The 20,944-nt window shown below is 37.6% G+C and carries 18 protein-coding genes and 2 pseudogenes; 2 read left to right on the top strand and 18 right to left on the bottom strand.

Features of this window, described 5'->3' with window-relative positions; translation table 11 throughout:
* The 12 genes from K364_RS0109185 to K364_RS0109240 form a co-directional block, all read right to left on the bottom strand.
* Nucleotides 1-1,776, bottom strand: coding sequence for a thiamine pyrophosphate-binding protein (locus K364_RS0109185; RefSeq protein ID WP_035268456.1), 1,776 nt, complete (start codon nt 1,774-1,776; stop codon nt 1-3).
* 25 nt (nt 1,777-1,801) lie between these two features.
* Entirely contained in the window at nt 1,802-2,947 is a 1,146-nt protein-coding gene (locus tag K364_RS23405) for an iron-containing alcohol dehydrogenase (protein ID WP_169734747.1), read from the bottom strand.
* 29 nt (nt 2,948-2,976) lie between these two features.
* Nucleotides 2,977-3,879, bottom strand: a complete 903-nt coding sequence (locus K364_RS0109195; RefSeq protein WP_028307789.1) for a succinate--CoA ligase subunit alpha — start codon at nt 3,877-3,879, stop codon at nt 2,977-2,979.
* Nucleotides 3,880-3,885: 6 nt separating this feature from the next.
* Nucleotides 3,886-5,103, bottom strand: coding sequence for an ATP-grasp domain-containing protein (locus K364_RS0109200; protein WP_028307790.1), 1,218 nt, complete (start codon nt 5,101-5,103; stop codon nt 3,886-3,888).
* Between the two features lie 17 nt (nt 5,104-5,120).
* Entirely contained in the window at nt 5,121-5,969 is an 849-nt protein-coding gene (locus K364_RS0109205; protein WP_169734748.1) for an HpcH/HpaI aldolase/citrate lyase family protein, read from the bottom strand.
* Nucleotides 5,970-5,983: 14 nt separating this feature from the next.
* A complete protein-coding gene (locus tag K364_RS0109210) occupies nt 5,984-6,631 on the bottom strand; it encodes a GntR family transcriptional regulator (protein WP_028307792.1) in 648 nt (215 codons plus the stop codon).
* Between the two features lie 311 nt (nt 6,632-6,942).
* Nucleotides 6,943-9,102 (bottom strand): HAD-IC family P-type ATPase, encoded by a 2,160-nt coding sequence (locus tag K364_RS0109215; protein WP_028307793.1) that lies wholly within the window; start codon nt 9,100-9,102, stop codon nt 6,943-6,945.
* Nucleotides 9,103-9,115: 13 nt separating this feature from the next.
* Nucleotides 9,116-9,355, bottom strand: coding sequence for a hypothetical protein (locus tag K364_RS0109220; RefSeq protein ID WP_028307794.1), 240 nt, complete (start codon nt 9,353-9,355; stop codon nt 9,116-9,118).
* Nucleotides 9,327-11,576, bottom strand: a complete 2,250-nt coding sequence (locus tag K364_RS23410; RefSeq protein WP_051533913.1) for a heavy metal translocating P-type ATPase — start codon at nt 11,574-11,576, stop codon at nt 9,327-9,329. The genes K364_RS0109220 and K364_RS23410 overlap by 29 nt, the downstream gene beginning before the upstream one ends.
* Nucleotides 11,577-11,623: 47 nt before the next feature.
* Nucleotides 11,624-11,797 carry a hypothetical protein gene (locus tag K364_RS26650; protein WP_156946433.1) on the bottom strand — a complete coding sequence of 58 codons (174 nt, stop codon included), beginning with the start codon at nt 11,795-11,797 and terminating at the stop codon, nt 11,624-11,626.
* A 97-nt stretch (nt 11,798-11,894) separates the two neighbouring features.
* Nucleotides 11,895-12,905 (bottom strand): hypothetical protein, encoded by a 1,011-nt coding sequence (locus tag K364_RS0109235; RefSeq protein ID WP_028307795.1) that lies wholly within the window; start codon nt 12,903-12,905, stop codon nt 11,895-11,897.
* An 83-nt stretch (nt 12,906-12,988) separates the two neighbouring features.
* A complete protein-coding gene (locus tag K364_RS0109240; RefSeq protein WP_028307796.1) occupies nt 12,989-13,693 on the bottom strand; it encodes a hypothetical protein in 705 nt (234 codons plus the stop codon).
* Nucleotides 13,694-13,869: 176 nt separating this feature from the next.
* Between K364_RS0109240 and K364_RS27880 the strand changes: the two are divergent.
* Together K364_RS27880 and K364_RS27885 are read left to right on the top strand one after the other, a co-directional pair.
* Nucleotides 13,870-14,030: pseudogene (locus K364_RS27880) on the top strand (ABC transporter ATP-binding protein); the annotation flags it as partial.
* Between the two features lie 653 nt (nt 14,031-14,683).
* Nucleotides 14,684-15,261: pseudogene (locus K364_RS27885) on the top strand (flavodoxin family protein).
* 132 nt (nt 15,262-15,393) lie between these two features.
* Here the strand turns inward: K364_RS27885 and K364_RS0109265 are convergent.
* The 6 genes from K364_RS0109265 to K364_RS0109290 all read right to left on the bottom strand — a co-directional run bounded on the left by K364_RS0109265 (nt 15,394) and on the right by K364_RS0109290 (nt 20,891).
* Nucleotides 15,394-17,196, bottom strand: a complete 1,803-nt coding sequence (locus tag K364_RS0109265) for an aldehyde ferredoxin oxidoreductase family protein (protein ID WP_028307800.1) — start codon at nt 17,194-17,196, stop codon at nt 15,394-15,396.
* A complete protein-coding gene (locus tag K364_RS23420; RefSeq protein ID WP_051533914.1) occupies nt 17,189-17,653 on the bottom strand; it encodes a 4Fe-4S dicluster domain-containing protein in 465 nt (154 codons plus the stop codon). Before K364_RS23420 ends, K364_RS0109265 begins: the two co-directional genes overlap by 8 nt.
* Before the next feature lie 57 nt (nt 17,654-17,710).
* Nucleotides 17,711-17,935, bottom strand: coding sequence for a MoaD/ThiS family protein (locus tag K364_RS0109275; protein ID WP_028307801.1), 225 nt, complete (start codon nt 17,933-17,935; stop codon nt 17,711-17,713).
* Nucleotides 17,936-18,220: 285 nt separating this feature from the next.
* Nucleotides 18,221-19,156, bottom strand: a complete 936-nt coding sequence (locus tag K364_RS0109280; RefSeq protein WP_340622502.1) for an NAD(P)-dependent oxidoreductase — start codon at nt 19,154-19,156, stop codon at nt 18,221-18,223.
* Nucleotides 19,113-20,384, bottom strand: a complete 1,272-nt coding sequence (locus K364_RS0109285) for a TRAP transporter large permease (RefSeq protein ID WP_028307803.1) — start codon at nt 20,382-20,384, stop codon at nt 19,113-19,115. Before K364_RS0109285 ends, K364_RS0109280 begins: the two co-directional genes overlap by 44 nt.
* Nucleotides 20,385-20,891, bottom strand: coding sequence for a TRAP transporter small permease (locus K364_RS0109290; RefSeq protein WP_028307804.1), 507 nt, complete (start codon nt 20,889-20,891; stop codon nt 20,385-20,387). It lies immediately after the preceding gene.
* Nucleotides 20,892-20,944 lie beyond the last annotated feature (53 nt).

The raw sequence follows: 20,944 nt of genomic DNA on the forward strand, positions 1-20,944 counted from the left end.
CTACCTCCCAGGTTTAAAGTTTGGTTCTGGATGTTTAAAAGGCGGCAATACCCATGTACCTGTGCCTATTGGCTTAATATCTCTGTCAACAATAACTTCCACTACGTAGGGCTGATTAAGCTTAATTCCATATTCAACAGCGTCTGCTAAATCTTCTGGTTTTTCTATTCTAGTACCTTTTACACCAAAAGCCTTAGCTAGTGCAACAAAATCAGGATTATACAGCTCACCTGTTTCCTCTTTAATGAAGCTTGTTGCCAGTTCTCTGCCTCCAAAGTATCCCAACTGTAAATCTCTGATGGAGCCATAGGCAAAGTTATTGAAAATAACCCATACAGCGGGAATGTTGTACTCAACTGCTGTAGCTAGGATATGAGGTGTCATCATGAAGCTTCCATCACCACACAAAGCAACAGCAGTTCTTTCAGGTGCAGCCAATTTAGCACCTATCACACCACAAGTTGCAAAACCCATGGCCGCAAATCCCCATGCTTGAAGTATGGTCTGTGCTTCATACGTATCCCAGAACTGAACTACCCAATTATGGTGAACTCCCACATCAGTCAGGAAAATTCCATTCTTAGGCAAAACTTTACGAATATCACCAATTACTCTTTCTGGCCTGATTGGTTGTGCGTTGGAATTTAACAATGGTTCCTTGTATTCATACCAGATGGATTTCCATTCTTCTATCCTTTTATGCCATGCACTATAGTCTGGCTTTTTATCAGCAAATTGTTCTTTTGCTAACTGCAGCAGCTGCTGCAACACAAGCTTCACATCTCCTATAATGCCTAGTGCGAATGGGTAATTTCTTCCAATTTCTCTCGGGTCAATATCAACATGAATAACCTTTGTTGTGTTCATGGAGTAAGTATATCCATCCAACCAAGCACTTGTAGACCTATCATCAAAGCTTGTACCTAAAGCCAAGAGCACATCACATGATTTTCCGGCTTCATTAGCAGCATAAGCTCCATTTCTTCCTGTTGGGCCAAGACACAGGGGATGTGTTTCATCAATTATTCCTTTTCCCATGGGACTTGTATGAACTGGGATTTTCATGTAACTTGCAAAATTGACCATTTCCTTGCCTGCTTCTGATAGAATTGCTCCATACCCTGCAACGATTAGTGGTCTTTCAGCTGCAGCTAACATTTCCACTGCTTTTCTTATTGTTTCTGGATTGCCCTGGGGTCTTTGATCCATATTCCATCGATAGTCCTGCGGTTCTCCACAAATAGCTTCGCCCTCTTCCTGAAAAACGTTAAAAGGAACATCCAGGTTTACCGGACCAGGTTTTCCGTTTGTCATCTCCTTAAATGCCTGACGCACTGCCAGAGGAACCATTTCTACCCTTGTTGGCTGAAAACTCTTTTTAACATATGAACGAATTACCGAGGGAAAGTCACCCTGGAAATATCGTCCAGTTTCTTGGAAGGGTCCCCGGTTAAATTGACAAGTAGGAACATTTCCACTAATGCTCAAAAAAGCGGAGGAGTCCATATACGCACCTGCCAATGGTGTTACCATGTTAGTTGAACCAGGACCACAGGAAGTAAAAGTAACTATAGGTTCATGTTTAACCCTATAATATGCATCCGCAATATATCCAGCGGCTTGCTCATGACGGACTGAAATGGTTTTAATCTTGTCTGACCTTTCATGCAAAGAGTCTAATAAACCAACAATACCATGGCCGCATACACCAACAGCATATGGGACATTTTCTTTTACCAGATAATCTGTAATAATATCTGCACCTTTCATCTTCATTGCATTCACCAATCCTCTCTTTGTATTATGCTTTCGTTATGTTTGCAATAAGGTTTATGAAATCTTCTTTTGATGTATATCTGGGATTAAATTCGTTATACCATGATTTGCAACATTGCTCAGCAAGCAGTTCAACATCCAACTGTATTTCCTGATCATATTCAGTGATGGTTCGAGGAAGTTTTAGATCAGCAGCAAGTTCTTTTATTGCCAGTACCCCTTGATAAGCATCTTCCCTTTGATCTTTCCCGGTTGTATGTTTCCCAAGAGCATTTGCAATATTTTTAAACTTTTGAGGGCTATGTGCATAATTAAATTCAACCACATGGGGCAGTATAATCGAACAGCACATTCCATGTGAGATTGTGTGATGTCCGCCAATAAATCTTGCAATACAATGACAATTACCGGTTCCTGCAATTGGAAAAGCAATGCCAGCCATATTACTTGCTATGAGCATGCCTGCTGCAGCTTCACTGTTGGAACGGTTCTCTATAAACGTTCTAAAGTGTTTTCCAATCATTTCAATAGCTTTTAGAGAAAAAGCATCCAGATAAGGTGTTGACTTTAATGATGTATAGGCCTCTACTGCATGAGCTAACGCATCAAATCCTGTGGTAATGGCCAGGTTTTTTGGTACCGTTTTTAGTACATCAGGATCTAGTATGGCTGCCATTGGTCGATTATACTTGGCGTGCTTTATAGTGAACTTAATATTTTCTTCTTTATCAGTTATTACTGCAGCATCGGTAATTTCTGAGCCCGTTCCTGCAGTTGTGGGAATGGCAATAATCGGAATAGGCTGGTTATGAAATTTATCCCATCCAGCATAATTCTGCAATTTCCCAGGGTTTGTCGCTAACACACCCACTGCCTTTGCACTGTCCATGCAACTTCCCCCACCAATTGCTACAATCAGTTCAGCTCCATAGTCCAACAATCTTTTGCAGACCTTTTCTACCAGGTCAACTTGTGGTTCCGGTTCGACTTCGTAAAAAATTTGATATTGATTTCCTGTCTTGTCTAATCCGTTGGTTAATAATTGAAAAGACTCTGTAGTGATTATAAATGGATCAGCTATAATAAATATTTTGTTTTTACCCAGACATTGGGCCTCTTCTCCAACTTTTGAAATGCTTCCCTTGCCAAATATAATTTTTGTCTTCAGCATAAATTCAAAACTCTTCATATGCCCACACCTCAGTTATTTTGCATTACTTTTCGCAGTAATGGTATGATATCATCATGACTTTCAGCTATGTGCGCTCCTGCTTCTTTAAGCTTTCTCATTTTCGTTGAAGGTTTTCCAATGCCCTTGGATATGATGGATGCAGCATGACCAAATACGGTTCCCTCAGGCATGTTTTCCGTAAATTTACCTGCAACATAGGCGATCAACGGTTTCTTAAATCCGCCGTTTTTGCAAAATTCTGCTGTTTCTTCTTCAAAGCTGGTTCCTGGCTCAGCAAAGATTACTACAGCATCTGTTTCTTCATCATCCGCAAACATTTTCAAATATTCTACAGGTGATGTTCCAATTATAGAATCGCCACCTATACTGATGCACGTACTTACCCCAAAGCCTGCTCTTTTTACCATCCATGCTGTTTCCGCAGTCATTCCTCCACTCCTGGAAATAACACCAATATTACCAGGAACAAAACATCTTTCTGTATTGTCTCCGCCAATTGCACCTAGTTTAACGCGATGCCCCGGGTTGATTGCTCCTACCGAGTTTGGACCAATGACAGTAATTCCTGCGTTTTTGGCCAACCAGTACAGCTTCATTGCATCATGCTGCGGCACATTTTCAGTAATTATGACAAGCAATTTTATTTTATTTTCAACCGCCTCCCTGACTGCATCCAGAACAGCTCTAGGCGGAACGTAGATCAATGAAGTATTGGCCTGATGGTTTTCTAAAAGCTCTCTTACTGTATTATAAACTGGAACACCTTGAACTTGCTGTCCGCCTTTTCCCGGTGTAACGCCACCAACAACCTTTGTTCCATAAGCCAAGATATGTTCAGTTACCATGGATGCTTCACGTCCTGTTATCCCCTGAATAATGACACGGGTATCCTGATTTAGAAGAATAGCCATCTTTTATCACCTGCCTTGATTAAGTTCTTTCATTTTTTCAACCATTCTTTTTGCACTTCCAGCCATGGTTAATTCTTCTCCATAGGATTCAATGCCAGCTTCCCGTAAGATTCTAAAGCCTTCCTCTTCATTTATCCCAGGCATTCTTGTAACAATCGGGAATACTCTCGAATCTATCCCCATTTCTTTAATAGCACGAACAATGCCCCTAGCCTCAACATCTACCTGGGTATTATTTGTAATATTATGAGCAACAAATAATCCCCTTACACCTGGCTTTGAAAGAATACATTTTGCCAGTCCGTACACCTTATCTTCTGGTGGATTTCCACCAAATTCTGTATAATTGGCTGATTTTCCGCCAGCTGCAAGAAGTTCATCAAAGAGCACAAGACTTCCACCACCACCGCCACACATAAACCCAATATCTCCATCTTCTAACTCGGTATAACGTGCCGTACCCCGATATGGATCTTTATCCTGAAACTCCTGAACCTTTCGTTCAATTTCTGTTAAGGGTTTCCAGGTTCTTTCGCTTCCTTCCAGTGCAATTTCCTTAAGGTCCAGATGCCTGAACATTGCAGCATCATCAATACTGAACATACAGGTAGGAATAACAAATTCATCTTCCGGTGTAAGAAACAACGGATTTATTTCAATCAGGGTTGCATCATATTTTACAAAAACTTCATATATTTTCCTGAGTAAATTTGCAGCTTTAACCAATTTTTCCCCAATTAGGCCTGCTTTTGCAATAATATCAATGCAATGATAAAGAGCTAGACTATCCAATGGATTCACATAATAGGTAATAATCGATTCAGGTGAATTTTCAGCAACGTCTTCTATATCAACGCCCCCCGAGAGACTAAAAACAATTACTGGTTGGGCATTTCCAGGGTGGATCGATATAGATACATAAATCTGTGCTGTGTGTTTTATTTCTTCTGCAACTATAACCTTGTGTACCGGATAACCCCTAACTGATTTGCCAATAATTTCATCTGCGACATCAAATGCTTCTTTGGCTCCTGAAGCAGATTTCACTGCTCCTGCTTTTCCTCTTTTCCCTATAGGAATTAATGCCTTCACTACAACTGGTTTCTGCATCTCTTCTGTGATTTTTTCAGCATCTTCTCCCGAAGAAGCAACACTAAAATCCACTACAGGAAGTCCATTTTCTTTTAATATATTCAATGCATAATGTTCTAATATTCTCGCCACAGCTGTTCCCCCTTGCCTTACTCACTGCTATTTATACTTTCTGCTAATATTTGCCTTGCATTTTCTGCTACAGGCAGGTCAACCATTAACCCGTCGATTTGAACTACACCTAGTCCTTTTTCCTGTGCAGCTTCAAATGCATGTAAAATTTTTTTAGCCCATTCAATTTCCTCCTGATTTGCTGCGAAAATAGAATTAATGATTTCAATCTGTGCAGGATGAATACAGGCCTTAGCACCAAAACCCATTGCTCTTGCTCTTTTGCTTTCACTAATCAATCCTTCTTGATTCTTAAATTTTGGATAAACACTATCAATGGGCTGAATTTTTTTCCAACGACATGCATTAACTAGTTGTGACCTTGCGTAGCTTAGACTAAATTCATCTTCAATGCTTCCTCTTATTTTCTGGATATAATCTAGAGCTCCGAACATAACTGCCTCAACTCGGTCCGTTGAATCAGCAATAGCATTTAAGTGAATAACACCCTCCGGAGTTTCAATGATTGGAATAATGGTTTTTCGATCTACGCCAGTTTCTCCCTGGTACAAGATATCCATTAACCAGGAAATTTTCTCTACATCAACTCTGTTACGAACTTTTGGAATTACAAAGCCTGCAAAGTTGAATCTGGAAAAGACAGCAATATCATCGATGATCCATTTTGTGTCCAATGCGTTTGTTCGAATATAGATTTTCTTTTTTGGTTTTTCCTTCAATATTTCGATGATTTTTTGTCTTGCAACCTCTTTTTCCTGAGGTGTCACAGCATCTTCCAAATCGAAGATTAATGCGTCGGCACCAGTATTGAGAGATTTTTTCATCATAATAAGATTATTTCCCGGTGTAAACAGTAGTGATTTCAATAGCATTTTCCTTTCTACTCACATTTGTTGATCGAGGTGTTAGTCCTTAAAATATGCTTACGCATTAGTTCGCCCGCAGCTTCAAAGTCTCCATTTTTAATAGCATTAATGATCATTTCATGCTTATTTTGGGATAATAAGGCTGCCTCATTTGTTGAAAGCATTGCGTATCTTGGAAAGCTATCCCATAAAAGCTTAATAGTTTCCAGCATCTTTTTAGATGGTACTAAATTATAAATTGTAAAATGGAATTCATAATTAAGCTTCGGCATATCACTCAAGTTGTTTCTTTCTATACACTGCTCCATTTCCTTAGCAAGAGTTTCTAATTTTTCAATATCTTCACTGGTTAATCTTCCTTTTACTAAGCAAACCGCTTCTTTTTCTAGTATAGAGCGGAATAAGAGTGTATCTTTTAACTGCTCTTCACTGAATTCCACAACTGTAAAACCTTTATTTGGTAAATTTTCAACCAACCAGTCATTTTGCAGCAGCCGAAGGGCATCCCTAACGGGCATTCTGCTTGTACCAAATTGTTTTGCCAGTTCATCCTGGTTAAGCTTTTCGCCAGGTTTTAATTCACCATTTAAAATTGCATTTTTTAAATAGTCATAAATCTGTTCATGAACCTGCCTTCTTTCAAGATTTATAACTCTTTCCATATAATTACCCCATCCTTTCTAAATATCAGAATTTACTTACATCCATCATTGATGGTTAGCAGTATTTTAATATTAGTTAATTGTAATCAATATCAGATATCCGATGTCTTTTATCCAATATAAAGTATATTGGATATCGGATTTGAAATATGTATTCAATGTTAATTTTAAAAATCCTTCTTTTTTTAAAAAATAAATTTAACTTTTCAAAAAACTAAAAAAGCTGAGACAGAATTAATATTACTTGCTGCTTCTGGAGCTAGTAGTAAATTAAAACAGCAGTTTATTCCTTCACAACACTAGTAAAAGCTTCAACTTTTTTTGTTGAAGCTTCTATCAGTTTTAATATGGGAAATTCGTTGATTCAATAAAAGCACGATTAGGGAATTAAAGGTGTTTATTGACTTAGCTGTAAAGGGATTGAAGTAGTGAAAAAAAGCTAGTCCACCCAAGCTGTAATTATAGAATTTAGAAAATGAAACACTTTGTTTGATAAGACTATTGGCTTTTTGGGAAAGATTAAATAGTTCAGCTATCCTCACAAGACTATCATCAAGAATTACACAGTCTGATTTTAGTTTGATTTTGTCATTGGCTGAATTGGCAAAGCTGACGCTTACATCTGCCCTGCTCATTGCCAAAAGGTCATTCACACCATCCCCAACCATCATTACTTTTCCTGATTTTTGATACTTCTTTACTATTTCAAGCTTATCAAGATGACTGCATCTGGAATAAATCCTGTTTATTCCAAGACTGTGTGCAACCTGCTGTGCCTTATTATCCTCATCTCCAGTGACTAGAATGAAACTGCTTTTGTTAAAGTGTCTGCCCAGCTTATAAATCATCTGTACTGCATCATCACGTACTGAATCCTTGAGAACTACTAAACCTATCAGCTTTCCATTCTTGCTGATGAAAATTGGCGTGCTCAACCTCTTTTCATATTCTAAGTAGTCCTGTATTCCATGGGCGACATCAACTTCATATTCCTGCATTAACAAATCATTACCTATTAATACCTGTGAACCTCCATAAAGCGCACTTACTCCTTTAGCAGGGATTAATACTGAAGATTCTACCTCATTTTTAGAAAAACTTATATTTACTTTATTGCGAAATGTTTTGGCGATAGGATGATAATGTTTTGCTTCACAAGCAGAACAAATCTTTAATATATCCTCTTCAGAGTATTCATCATCAAAAGACAGAACTTCCTCTAAAATCATTTCTTTGTTAGTCAATGTGCCTGTTTTATCAAAAATTATATATTTAACGTTTTTTACTCTACCTAGGATATTTACATCCTTTATGGCTAGAGAATGTTTGTATAATAAAGCTGCATACTGCTGTAGTCCTGTGCTTAATGCTACCTGCACCCCCATTGGGCAGAGGACCAGCAGCAGGGATATGGGATTAAAGATGTTACGTGTCAAGAATAAGCTTACTACAGCTGCACCCAGGGATAACCTGGTTATTTTATTACTAAAAGCCATGACCTCATTTTGCAGATGTAAGTCTTTTGGACATATTAGACTATCTTTTTCATATGTTATGGGCTTCTGTAGGACCCTTATTTTTAAATTGCCTTTTATTACTATGGAGCCTTCCTCTACTTTAGATCCTGGTTTTACTTTAGATATTTCAGGCTGTCCCGTATGGTATAAACTGTTTATTACAGCTTCTCCAGCTGCTACCTCACCAGATATTTGTACATTATCACCCTGTTTTACTAGAACAACATCGCCCAGCTCTATCCTGTCTAAAGACAGCAGAATACTTGTCTTATCTTTCTGTTCAACCCAAACAAAACCTGAGTTCTCATGTGAACTTTGGCTCAAAATCTTATTACTCTCCAGGTCGGTACCATGCTTAATATAATCGTTAAGGGATTTTAGCACAAGGGCAAATACCCCTTCATTGCTTTCCCGGGCAATGGTTAAAACAACCCCAAGAAAGACTAGTATTGAATTTACGTCTATGGATATTTTCTTGGAAGTCTTATCAACTGTGTTCTTAAGCTTTGGGTATCCAGAGATTATATCTATGACCGCTACCACCATTAAAACCCAAATACTTCTCCCAATGGGATTCTTGCCGTATGTAGGCTGCTTAATCTGTAGGAAAGCAAATATGGCTAGGTACAAAAGCATAAAGGTTAATGCTCTATTTTTGTTACTCATGCTTTCCCCATAGCATTGATACTTTTTAAGAAAATGCCTTTTGTAGCTGGTGGGGGCCTTTAAGAAACCTATAATATGGTCTTTTATTATATGGGCATCTAACCTTCTTGGGTCATAAATAATTACTATACTAGTAGAATGCCAATTAACCCTATTTTTTTTTATCCCAGGCACACTATTTAAGTAGCCCTCCAAAGCCATTGCCGCTGTTTTTTTGCCCTTAAGCTTAGAATGCTTAAATCTTATCCTTCCAGGTACAACGCTTACTACCTGAAGTACTTCCCGCAAGGCATACCACCTCTTACCTTAGAAAATCAAATAATTTGCCAAAGGTAAATTGTTTGATTAGTTTTTCTCCTGTCTCTTTTTCTCTTTTTCTAACATAGCTGAAAAAATAGGATAAAAAGTCATTTAAATGAGTTTCCACTATTCTTTTTTTAGTTGAATCGTTCTTCTTTATCTCAAGGCTTAAATCAACACAGCTTTTTAAGTTGGCCATGGTATATTTTAACTTATCCTCTAATTCTTTTAAATCGTCCACGTTTTACTCGCCCTCTCTTTCCATTTCTATCAGGATTATAAGTTAATAACCTGGAGGAGTTCACTACCACCCCAAAGGTGCTTACGTTATGTAAGAGAGCAGCCAATAAAGGTGTAATTATTTTACCTGCCCCCAAAAGCAATCCCAACGCGTTTATACCTATTGCAAAGATGAAGTTTTGCCTAATTACTTCCAAGGTATGGTTGCTCAAGGCAATTAGTGAATAAATTTTTTCTGGATTATCTCCGGCTAGGACAATGTTAGCAGTTTCTATTGCCACATCTGTTCCACCTGTACCTAACGAAATACCTACATCAGCATTGGCAAGGGCTGGCAAGTCGTTTACACCATCTCCCACCATGGTTACCACCTTACCCTGCTGCTGATACTCTTTTACTATTTCAACCTTGCCTTCAGGTAATGTATCAGACCAAATTCTGTCAAAACCTAACTCTTCACCAACAATTTCAGCCGTTTCTTTGCAGTCTCCGGTTATTAAGCCTATAGTTTCAATGCCTGATTGTCTTATATGCCTTATAGCTGATTTGCTTTCTTCTCTTACCTTATCAGAGACCCCTATTAAACCAATTACAGAATTGCTGCGGCTTAAGAATAACACTGTCTGGCCTAACAGTCTAAGACGATTTGCACTCTGCTTTGACCTATTCATTGTAGACTTACTCTTTTTAATAAAGTTCTCACTGCCCAAAAGAACAGGGTTTTCATCAATTAAGCCTTTTACTCCATAACCTATTACAACTTCTTTATCTTGTACCTTTAGTAAAGAAATATCCATTTCCTCTGCTTTATTTATAACTGCCTTTGCAAGGGGGTGATTGGTCTGAGCCTCTAAGGAGGCTGCAATTTGAATAATATCTTCCTCAGAATAATCCTTATTAACCCTAATGACCTCTCTGACTACAGGTCTTCCTTCTGTCAATGTGCCTGTTTTATCAAAGAGTATCACATCCGTACTCCCCACCTTTTCTAAATAATGCCCGCCTTTAACCAGGATTCCCTTGGCAGCTGCATTGCCCATTGAGGCACTTAATGCCGTTGGTGTAGCCAGTCCAGCAGCACAAGGGCATGCCACTATAAGCATGGTCATACTCCTCTTAAAATCTCGAGTTATCAGGTATACTAATGCTGCCAGCAGAAAGGATAGGGGAACAATCTTATCAGAATACTCATCGGCTATGTTTTGAATTGGTGCCCTTGTTTCGCTGGCTTCTTCTACCAAGTGAATGATCCTGGCCAAAGAAGTGTCATTGCCCACTTTTTCAGCTCTAATTTTTAGACTGCCCTGCTCAACAATGGAGCCAGCATAAACCTTGTCGCCCTTTGTTTTTGCCAAAGGCATGGATTCTCCCGTAATTACTGCTTGACTTACTGCAGCTTCCCCATCAATAACCTCTCCATCTACTGGAATCTTTTCACCTAGATAGCACATTACCGTATTGGCTGCTGAAACACTTTCAATGGGTATGGATACCACTGCCCCATCAATCTCAACCCAGGCATTTTCCTCTTTGCCCTGCAGTATGTCCTTGATAGCCCTACGGGACTTCTCTAAGGTCAGGTTTTGAAATAAGTGACTAAGATTTACCAGCCATACCACTACTAGACCTGTAATGCCTTCTTTAAGTAAAATGGATACAAGGGCTGCTGAAGTTATTAACATCTCATTATTTAGTTTTTTCCTTTTAAACACAGACTCTAGTCCACATCTAAATACTGCATATCCTGTCACCAAGGTTGCGGCAGTTGTTATGATATGAATCTGTGGTGCATGTCTTAAGAAAAAGTTTTTTGCAAGGATTCTAGTTAACGTTAAGGCAAGTATTATTACACCAGCGGTAATAACCTGGGTATACTGCAGATTTAAAGACAGGTCCTCCGGTTCAAAAATGTCATCTTTACCCTTTTTTCTAACATAGGTTTTCTTGTAACGCTTGAGTTGACTTGGGGATACTAATTGTAAAATATAACTTATGTTCTTCATTAACTCTACACAGAGTTCATCCTTTGAGAGTTTTTGAGGGTTAAAAATAATTAAGGCCTTTCCAGTTTGGAAATTAGCCTTAATTTTTTTAATACCTTGATTTCTTCTAAGTGTTTTTTCCAGGGACTTGGCAAAGTGGAGGTTACCTTTTAAACCTTTAATTTTTATCCTGACCCTTCCAGGCAAGGCCTGAAGTATCTCTAATCTACAAGGATTCATATATTTATCATTACTCCTTTGCCGCTTCTTGTAATATCGCACTAGAATTAGTTATCTCTTAATGCATTTTTAGCCTGGGCCTCTTCAACAACATCTGTTAAGCTTTTTTTAACTAACAAGACCTTTTTTGTTCCTTGAACTGCTGCATTTCTAAACTCCCGCCTAAAAAGCCAAGCTAAGCCAGCAGAGCCAACACCCCACCAAAAGCTTTTGTTTATCATTTATTTCACCCACCTATTTTATTGATTTCTTATTTTAGTTTTTGTTATCAACAGGTGAAATATTAATACAATAATTTACTGTACTTAATTTTTAATTTTATACCTCTTTATTATTATCTTTTCTATTCTTTTCTTCATCAAAGTTTATTCTATCCCAATTAGCCTCTGCAAACATGTCCTCTATATCTTCCTTAGCATCTGTTACAATTGTTTTAAGCTCGTCAGTTAAGCCTAATACCCCTTGGACAGTCTGCACAGCTATAGGTCTTAATGCCCTTGCTATGGATGGTGCCAAAAACATACCTACTGTAGCAATACCTATTCCTCTTAAAATATTATTGACCCTTGGGTTATTTATGAAGTTTGGTATTGTCTCGGGGTTCCACCAGTTGCGCCAAAAGCCACCCATGGAACCCATGGGTCTATTAAAATACGGATCACCAGGAGGAGGATTATAACCCATATATGGAGGATATCCCCTTTGATAGAACCTATGATGGTAGTATCCACGGGGATGATAATAGCAGTATGGGCCATAGCCGCCACGATAACCATACTTATAATAATCGTCATCTTCATCATAGTCTCTATAGTCATAATCAGGATTATTATAGTAGTTTTGGTTAAAGCCTGGGCCTGAGCCATAGCCACGACCAGGGCCAGGACCAGGGCCGGAACCATAATAGCCTCCACCAGGATTATTGTAATTTCCATAGCCACGTCTGTTATTTTGAGTACCCATACCATAGTTACCTCTAAAGCCCCTGTTATTCATACGATAATTACCTTGATAGTAACCAGGACCAGCTTGAGCGTAACCTCTCATGTAGTCATCATCTGGAAAGTCTTCATCATAATTACCCATGTAATTGTTTCCTTGATAGTTCATTTGATTTCTCCCTTCATAATTCATATTCCTAGCCTGTGCATCATTATAATAAGACCTGTTTCCGTAATTTTGGGCATTGTTGTAATTAATCCTATTCCCGTAACTTTGTGAGTTATTGTAGTTAGGCCGGTTGTCATAACTAGTCTGCCTATTGTAACCGGTTTGCTGCTGTTCTTTTTCTTCGGTGTTGTTTTCATTGGCATTTTCTATGTTACCCACTAATGTTTTCCTCCTTTCTACGTTGATAGTTTCTCCATACTTGCGACCATTTATGTAAAAAAAAACCACCCTTAGGTGATTTTTTAAGCAGATTTAATCTGCAGTCTATAGGTATTATCTGATTCCACATCAGGAATACTGGCTAGTAAGTTTCCAATTATTTCCTTTTTCAATATATTCCTTAAATCTATTTTATGCTGACGAAGAATACCAATCATTACATTAAGTATTCTTATTCTAATTTTCTCTTTGAATACTTTAGGCCCTAATCCAACTGCCCCTAAAACGTGATCTCCCATACTAAACTTGGAGGCAAAAATATTAATTGCCTTTGGTAAAATATTAGAACTGCTTTTTTTCCAAGTCATATCTATACCTTTACAGACAGCACTGCTTAAATTATATGTTTTAATATTTTCCTTTAAGTATGGTGAGATATCAACTTTAGCAATATTATTTACATTATTTCTATCAAACTTAAATGTGATTTCATACTGAGCTCTAGTAAACTCTTTTTCAATTCTTTTTTTAATACGTTTGATACAAGCTTCTATATCTTCAGTATCATATATTATAGTGTTAACACCCTCTTGGAGCATTCTAGTGTCTAAATTATTATAATTAATTCCGCTAACATAGAGCTTAAGCAGCTTTTCTTGATTAGCAGTATAATAGTCCAGTTCTTCATTAATAATATCAAAACTTTCTCTTGCTAAGTAATTAACTATGTTCTCCATCTCTAGTTCCGAAATCATTGAATAAGTAGTCTTTTCCAATAATGCTGCCATTTCTTCACCGCCTATATGTTGATAATAATTATCAATTAAAAATTAAAAAAATTTCACTTCAATTTTGGTGCTGAAAGCTTTTCTCAATTACATTTTATAGTATATGGGCTTAATTGTAAACAAAAAATTTTTCTATGGGCTAATTTATCTAACATTTTCTTGCCTGCTTTACACAGAGGACATCGGAGGGACAGCTTCAACGTGCAGGAATATGCCGTGCACTTATGAATCAGAAGGCACTGCGGTTATGCTTGTGACTCATGACACCAAGGTGGCCGCCCTGACACAGCGTATTATGTTTATGTGCGATGGAAAAATAATCAGCGAAATGGAAATCTATGTTAAATATTTCCTCTCTAGAAAGTCCTTAATATGATTTCTAATTGCCTTTAATTCTGCCGCCATACCATGACCTCCACTATCAAAAGGTACTAGCTCAGACTGTTCAATATTCTTGTAATAAAACTTCATCCTTTGCGTGCAGTATCATTGTAGGAACTGATATCCCACCCATGGCTTCACAGACATTGGTCTGATTTTGGCTTCATGGATGTTTCCAGGTTTCCTAGGGCTCATGGGGTGCATAAACTCCAGCATTTGATCTGCAAATTATTTTGTTGCTAGGGTCAAGAGCAGAATATGTTTCCTGGGATATTCCAATTAACCCTAAAAATTGAGCTCGAAACATTTTTAGAACCAGCCAATAGGAAAAGTCAGATTTCTGACTACTGTTTACAATTTTTGTACTTAAGGAGGTTTCATCACCCATAAACTTGGATACAGCTGACACCAGAATTAGGGCAGGGCACTATTACTAAAGATATAGTTTAGCAGTCATTAGAAATTTTAAACATCTACTTGATTGGGCTGTAACAAAGAAGGAGGATTTCCATATTTTTAAGTTGAAATAAAATAAAACCCTAAAGTTTCGAACAAGTTAGGAAGGATTAATTTATAAAAATTTTGAAAAATAATTGAAGGAGTGTATCTATGAAGGTAGTAGCATTTAATGGAAGCCCTAAAAAGTCAGGTAATACAGCTAGTTCCATTATAAATGCTTTCTGAATAATTGGTTAAGAAATGATATTGAAGTTGAAGTAGTGCATGTGGGTAATAAAAAAATAAGAGGATGCATTAGCTGTTATAAATGTTTAAAAAACAAGGATGAAAAGTGTTCCATAAATGATGATCAAGTAAATGAGTGGATCCAAAAAATGAAAACAGCAGATGGGATTATATTTGCTTCACCAGTTTATTTTTCTGGGATTGCCGGCACACTTTAAGGTGCAAGTTTTGTTGCGGTAAAGCGCTCGGGGGGAGTATCTGCTTTTAATGCCTTAAACCAATATATTAATTTATCAGAAATGATCATGCCAACCTCAAACTATTGGAATGTTATTTATGGAGGAACCGTGCCTGGTGAAGCATAAAATGATGTGAAAGGAAAACAAATTGCCAGGATACTTGGTAAAAACATGGCATGGCTTATTAAGGTAATAGATGCAGGCAAGAAGCTTCATGAAATACCTGAACTAGAACCAAAACAACGTATGAATTTCATAAGGTAAATCTGTGATATATATTGTTTTCCCTTTCCCGAGCAAACAAAAATAACCCATTACTTTAAAAAGCTAATGGGTCTTTTCATACTCAAATAATAGATATCACTGTAATTGTTAATTTAGACTTTAAAGTTGTCTTTATAATTCTAATTCTTTCAGTTTTTCCGGAGTAGGAATACCATCTTCATCCCAACCCATTATTGAATAATAGTCGCTTAGCATGGTATCCAAATCTACAACCTGACCTTTACTTTCACCACATGACATGGTTTCTTCAGTAAATCTTTTTGGCAAAGTATCATCTTTTCTTGAAAATCCATTTTTTACATTAAACATTCTTTCCATGTTAATAATTCGCTCGACATTTAGCAGAATTTCTTGCTCTGTCATTTCCTGACCAGTTATAAGTTTAAATGCGGCAAGTTGATCTGGCCTTGGGAATCCTGTTTGATTGGTTGAACACATCCCAACAGAATCTAATATACAGAAGTTAAATTGTACATTTTTAACCAATTCTGCCTTTCCTTTTTCCTCAAAGCGGTTTCCTGCTGCCATTTCTAGACCAAATACTGGAGCTACCATATGGTGAGCACCTTTAGGAGAAATTGCATAGGTTAAACCCATTCCTTTTGCACCACGTGGATCATATACGGCAGGTGTCATTCCTTTTGAATGCATCACCAAGTCAGGAACTCCCCATTTTTCAGCTGCATAAACAGGTCCTTCAGCTAAAACCGCCCCAATTCCTTCACGTTTTGCTATCATTTCCAAAAGCTGGGCTTCTGCTTCACCATTGCCAAACCTAAGTTCTAATCCTCCTGTATCTTCTAAAGTTAATATACCCTTTTCAAAACACTCCATAGCTAAAGAGATACAGCCCCCAGAAGTCATAGAATCCATACCTAATGCATCACATACTGCTGATACTTTTAAAACATCTTCCCAGTTGGTTAACCCACAGTTAGTTCCTAGTAAGCCTACTGTTTCAAATTCCGGTCCCTCGAGCATGACTTTGCCATATTTAGTAGATACTATTGAACAATTTTTACTGCATGCTATTGGGCAACCATAACAGGCTGCATCGCTAACATATACCTTGGCCAATAAAGAATCACCTTCAAATTCCTTATTTGTATCTGCATAGCCCTTACTGAAATTATCAGTACACATAAAACCAGCTGGATTTATATGCTCGACCAATTCATTTGTTCCATGCTTTCTACGTACTTGTGCTTTAGGATGCTTCTTAAAATTAGGATATGAGTTGTCCATATATTCCATTAGTCCTTTCGGGTCTGCTACTTCGACATCTTTAGACCCTCGAACAGCAATTGCTTTTAAGTTTTTTGATCCCATTACTGCTCCACAACCACCACGACCAAATTCACGGTAAACATCATTGGTTATACAGGCAAATTTTACAAGGTTTTCTCCAGCTAATCCTATAGCCGCTACATGGATATTGGAATCTCCTAATTCATCTTTGATCTTCTTGTCTGTTGTATGGATATCATTGCCCCATATTGTTTCTGCTGTTTTAATTTCAACTTTATCATCGTCAATCCATATATATACTGGTTTTTCTGACTTTCCTTCAATAATCATTCCATCGTAGCCTGCAAATTTTAATTCAGGTCCCCAATGTCCTCCAGCTAGAGAATAGGAATATGTGTTTGTAAGAGGGGATTTAAAGGTAACATTAATCTTATTATTTCCTGGTGCCATTGTTCCAGAAAACGGTCCGTTAAAGAACATTAGCTTGTTCATTGTACCTAAAGGATCACAATCCGGTTCAACTTCTTTAGTGAGGAAATAGGCCCCCAAACCTCTACCACCAATATATTTCATATATAAATCCTTTGAAAGGTCCTCTTTTTCAATTGTTCCTTCTGTTAAGTTTATACGTAACATTTTACCTGCTGCTCCATATAATTTAGACATTAGCGTACCCCCCTTCCTGTGTTTGATTAAGTTCTTCCAATTCTTTTCTTTCAATGTATTCTAGAGCCTGTTCAGGACAATGCTTTACGCATTGTGGGTCTCCATTACAGAGGGTACAAATTATTACATACTTTTCTGTGGGATGGACATTTATTGCCCCATAAGGACAGACCTTGGCACATTTTTTACAGGCAATACATTCTTCTTCGTTTACGTTTATTCTCCTAAATTCTTCATCCATGCTTAAAGCTTTTATTTTATCTGGACACTCATCAATACAAGGTTTATCTTCACACTGCCGACAAACAAACAACTCATTTATAAAATCATCATGATTTCTACTAACACGTATCCTAGACTTTTTTGGATTAAGAACACCAAAATGGCTAATGCTACACCACTGCTCACAAATTCTACATCCAATACATTTTTTCGTATTAGCTACTAATACTTTCACTAAATCACCCCATTTAATATACTTAATATATCCATTTAGAATAAGAACTGCTATTTATTATCCTCCACACATCACTGGTAGTAAGATTACCTCACAATTATCTGTTATTTCATCATCTAACATTTTAAGAGAACCATTCACTAACACATTACCTATTTCTATAGAATCGACTTCCAATGTTTCAAGTAAATTTCTTATGGTTCCACCATCCCATTTCACTTCAATCTTATGACCATATTTTGTATATGGCTTCATCTGAGGACTTAGTACAACAGTAACCATGCTCAACACCCACTCTTTCTTGGCACATAACTTTTTGTGATAAGAAGTACTTTTATTAATGCATTTTTAGCATATGGTAAATTTCTAAGCACTTGCATGTTAGAAGATATAAAAGCAGTTAAGTTTAAAAAACAGGGAAGTCAAGAGGAGGTTCAGTCATATTGACTTCCCTAACTACATAAAAATTGTAGTTGATGCCTTAGTTGTTCCAGCAAGATTTATAAGTATTATAAGACCTACAATCTATAACGCTGTGAAATATAGTTAACCACAAGGGTTTATCTTCTAATCAATAACTTTATATACTGCACAACAGTCTTCTGAGCCATAGCCTGCTTCACTAGCTTGTTTGAAATAGTCCACGGCCTGTTTAAATAGTTTATAATCCTTGCCCCACGCTTCAGACATTTCCTTGCCTAATCGAATGTCTTTTAGAGCAAGATCAACCGCAAACCTGTTTTTAAAGTCATTGTTTACTATCCATGGACCACGCACCTGCAGTTGAAAACTATTTGCGCCTGTGTCAAGCAGAAGTTCTAACAATAATTTGGAATCAATTCCTGCTTTTTCGCCAAGCCTCATCCCTTCCGCAAAAACAGCCACATTAGCCATGCCTATTAGGTTGCTAATGATTTTAACTGCTGCAGATGCTTCAACGTCACCACAATATACGGGTTTTCCAACAATTTCTAATATGTCTTTAACCTTATCAAACACCTCTTTTTGTCCTCCTGCAAATATAGGCTCTGTGCCTTCTTCAGCCTGTACAGGCCCTTTGCCAAGTGGGCATTCTAAAAAGCCAATACCCCTTTGTTCTGCTTCATCAGCAAGCTTGCGAGCTGTTTGCGGATCAATTGTGCTGACATCAATATAAACTGACCCCTTCTTCATTTTACTAAGCAGCCCATCTTCCCCTAACATCACTGATTCTACGTGCTTAGGTAATGGAAGACTTGTAAAAATAACATCTGCATCATGAATTTCATTAATATCCTTTGATGCTCTGCCGGTAGTTCCTACTTTTAAAACATTGTCAATAGCTTCCTGCTTCAAATCATAAACCACCGTTTCTTTTCCAGCACGGATTAGATTTCTTGCAAGTCCTCCACCCATATTTCCCAATCCTATAAATCCAAATTTCATGTTTATTTCCTCCATTATTTTTATATTTTTATATTTATCTAATGATGCTAGGTAGCCATAAGACAAGCTGAGGCACATATGTTATAAGCAATAAAGCTAACAGTAGAGCTCCAAGAAGAGGAAGTATGCTCTTGGTTATTCGTTCTATGGTTGTCTTCATAATAGGTGCTGCCACAAATAAACAGACACCTACTGGAGGAGTAGCCATTCCTATGGTTAGATTAATTACCATTAAAACTCCGAAGTGGACCGGATCTACCCCAACGCTATATGCTATTGGAGCAAGAATTGGACCAAGCAATACTATAATGGCTGCTGTTTCCATAAACATTCCAACGGCCAACAAAAATACGTTTATTATCGCTAAAATTAGAAGTTTGTTGGTAGTAATACCTGTTACAAATTGAGCCATTGCTTGTGGAATCTTTTCAATGCTCAATATCCAGCCAAAGGGATTTGATGCCGCTACAATTAACATTATGATAGCTGCTGTAATGCCACTGGTAATCAAACTTTCAACAAGATCCTTCATAGTAAGAGATCGATACACTAACGCTCCTAATAACAAGGAGTAAAATACTGCAATAGCTCCACCTTCAGTTGGAGTAAAAACACCACCTCGAATTCCAATAATGATAATTAGCGGCATTATTAATGCAAGTGCACCATCCTTAAGACCCTGAAACAGAATACGCAGAGAAAATTCACTATCTCCTTTGGGATGGTTCTTTATTGTAGCAATAATATAAGTTGTTATCATTAAAAAAGCTGCGATAATCAACCCTGGAATGATACCGCCAACGAACATTGCACCTATAGAAACATTTATGGTGGCACCATATATTATCATCATAGTACTAGGAGGAATTACTGGTCCTAGTACTCCACATGAAGCAGCTAGTGATGCCACATAATCTTTATCATAACCCTCCTTCTCCATATCAGGCCCTAAAACCTTTGCCATTGCAGCTGTGTCAGCCACAGCTGAACCACTAAGACCAGCAAAAACTGTTGCAGTAACAATCATTACTTGCGAAAGCCCACCTTTTATACGCCCTACAATGATTTTAGCAAAACGCATTAAACGAAAGGTTACTCCCGTCCTACTCATCAGATCCCCAGCTAACACGAAAAATGGAATAGCCATTAATGGAAAAGATGTTGTTGACTGATACATTTGCAAAGTAAGAACTTGTAAAGGAAAAGGGGAAAACAGTAGAAAAACAATTGCTCCAAGTGCTAAAGCTATTGATATGGGAACTCCTGCAAGCAGCCCAATAATAAATGGTAGAAAAAGCCATAACATTTAATTATTTGCCCCCTTTCTTATAAGACTATAAACATTCTGATAAAGGAGATTTACTGTGTGTAAAGTCATAATAATGCCCCCCACAGGAACACTAAGCCTAGGCCAAACCACAGATATTCTTAGGGCTTCTGAGATAATATGAGTACTTTTCTGCACCAAAACAACTCCGGTATAAGTTAGAAATACTGCGAAAAATAAAACCGCAATCTTAACTAATACTGCTAAAGCAGCTTGAAGGTTTTCTGGTAGCATGCCAGCAAAAATTGTAATACCTATATGTTCCCAACCTTTTAAAGCTATCCCTGAGCCTACAAATGTCATCCAAGCCATCAGAAATATTGTCAGTTCTTCAGGCCATGATAGAGCTGCGTTTAAAACATAACGAAAGAATACTTGTCCTAAGACAGTTGTAACCATAACAGCCATTACAATTAACAAAAACACTCTGCATACCTTATCTACGTTGTCACTTAGGCGTTGTAATAAGTTTCCAAAAGCCGCCACATCACGTTCCTCCTTAATAAGTTGCTGCCAGCTCTGAATCGTGATAGTTAGCA

This window comes from Desulfitibacter alkalitolerans DSM 16504, assembly GCF_000620305.1.
In the GTDB taxonomy this organism is placed as follows: domain Bacteria; phylum Bacillota; class DSM-16504; order Desulfitibacterales; family Desulfitibacteraceae; genus Desulfitibacter; species Desulfitibacter alkalitolerans.

Excerpts from the sequence above, each read along its gene's own strand:
- K364_RS0109185 (WP_035268456.1), bottom strand. The coding sequence starts at position 1,776 with ATGAAGATGAAAGGTGCAGATATTATTACAGATTATCTGGTAAAAGAA.
- K364_RS0109285 (WP_028307803.1), bottom strand. The coding sequence starts at position 20,384 with ATGTTATGGCTTTTTCTACCATTTATTATTGGGCTGCTTGCAGGAGTT.
- K364_RS26650 (WP_156946433.1), bottom strand. The coding sequence starts at position 11,797 with ATGATAAACAAAAGCTTTTGGTGGGGTGTTGGCTCTGCTGGCTTAGCT.
- K364_RS23405 (WP_169734747.1), bottom strand. The coding sequence starts at position 2,947 with ATGCTGAAGACAAAAATTATATTTGGCAAGGGAAGCATTTCAAAAGTT.
- K364_RS0109265 (WP_028307800.1), bottom strand. The coding sequence starts at position 17,196 with ATGTCTAAATTATATGGAGCAGCAGGTAAAATGTTACGTATAAACTTA.
- K364_RS23410 (WP_051533913.1), bottom strand. The coding sequence starts at position 11,576 with ATGAATCCTTGTAGATTAGAGATACTTCAGGCCTTGCCTGGAAGGGTC.
- K364_RS0109240 (WP_028307796.1), bottom strand. The coding sequence starts at position 13,693 with ATGGCAGCATTATTGGAAAAGACTACTTATTCAATGATTTCGGAACTA.
- K364_RS0109195 (WP_028307789.1), bottom strand. The coding sequence starts at position 3,879 with ATGGCTATTCTTCTAAATCAGGATACCCGTGTCATTATTCAGGGGATA.
- K364_RS0109275 (WP_028307801.1), bottom strand. The coding sequence starts at position 17,935 with ATGGTTACTGTTGTACTAAGTCCTCAGATGAAGCCATATACAAAATAT.
- K364_RS0109210 (WP_028307792.1), bottom strand. The coding sequence starts at position 6,631 with ATGGAAAGAGTTATAAATCTTGAAAGAAGGCAGGTTCATGAACAGATT.
- K364_RS0109280 (WP_340622502.1), bottom strand. The coding sequence starts at position 19,156 with ATGTGCCTCAGCTTGTCTTATGGCTACCTAGCATCATTAGATAAATAT.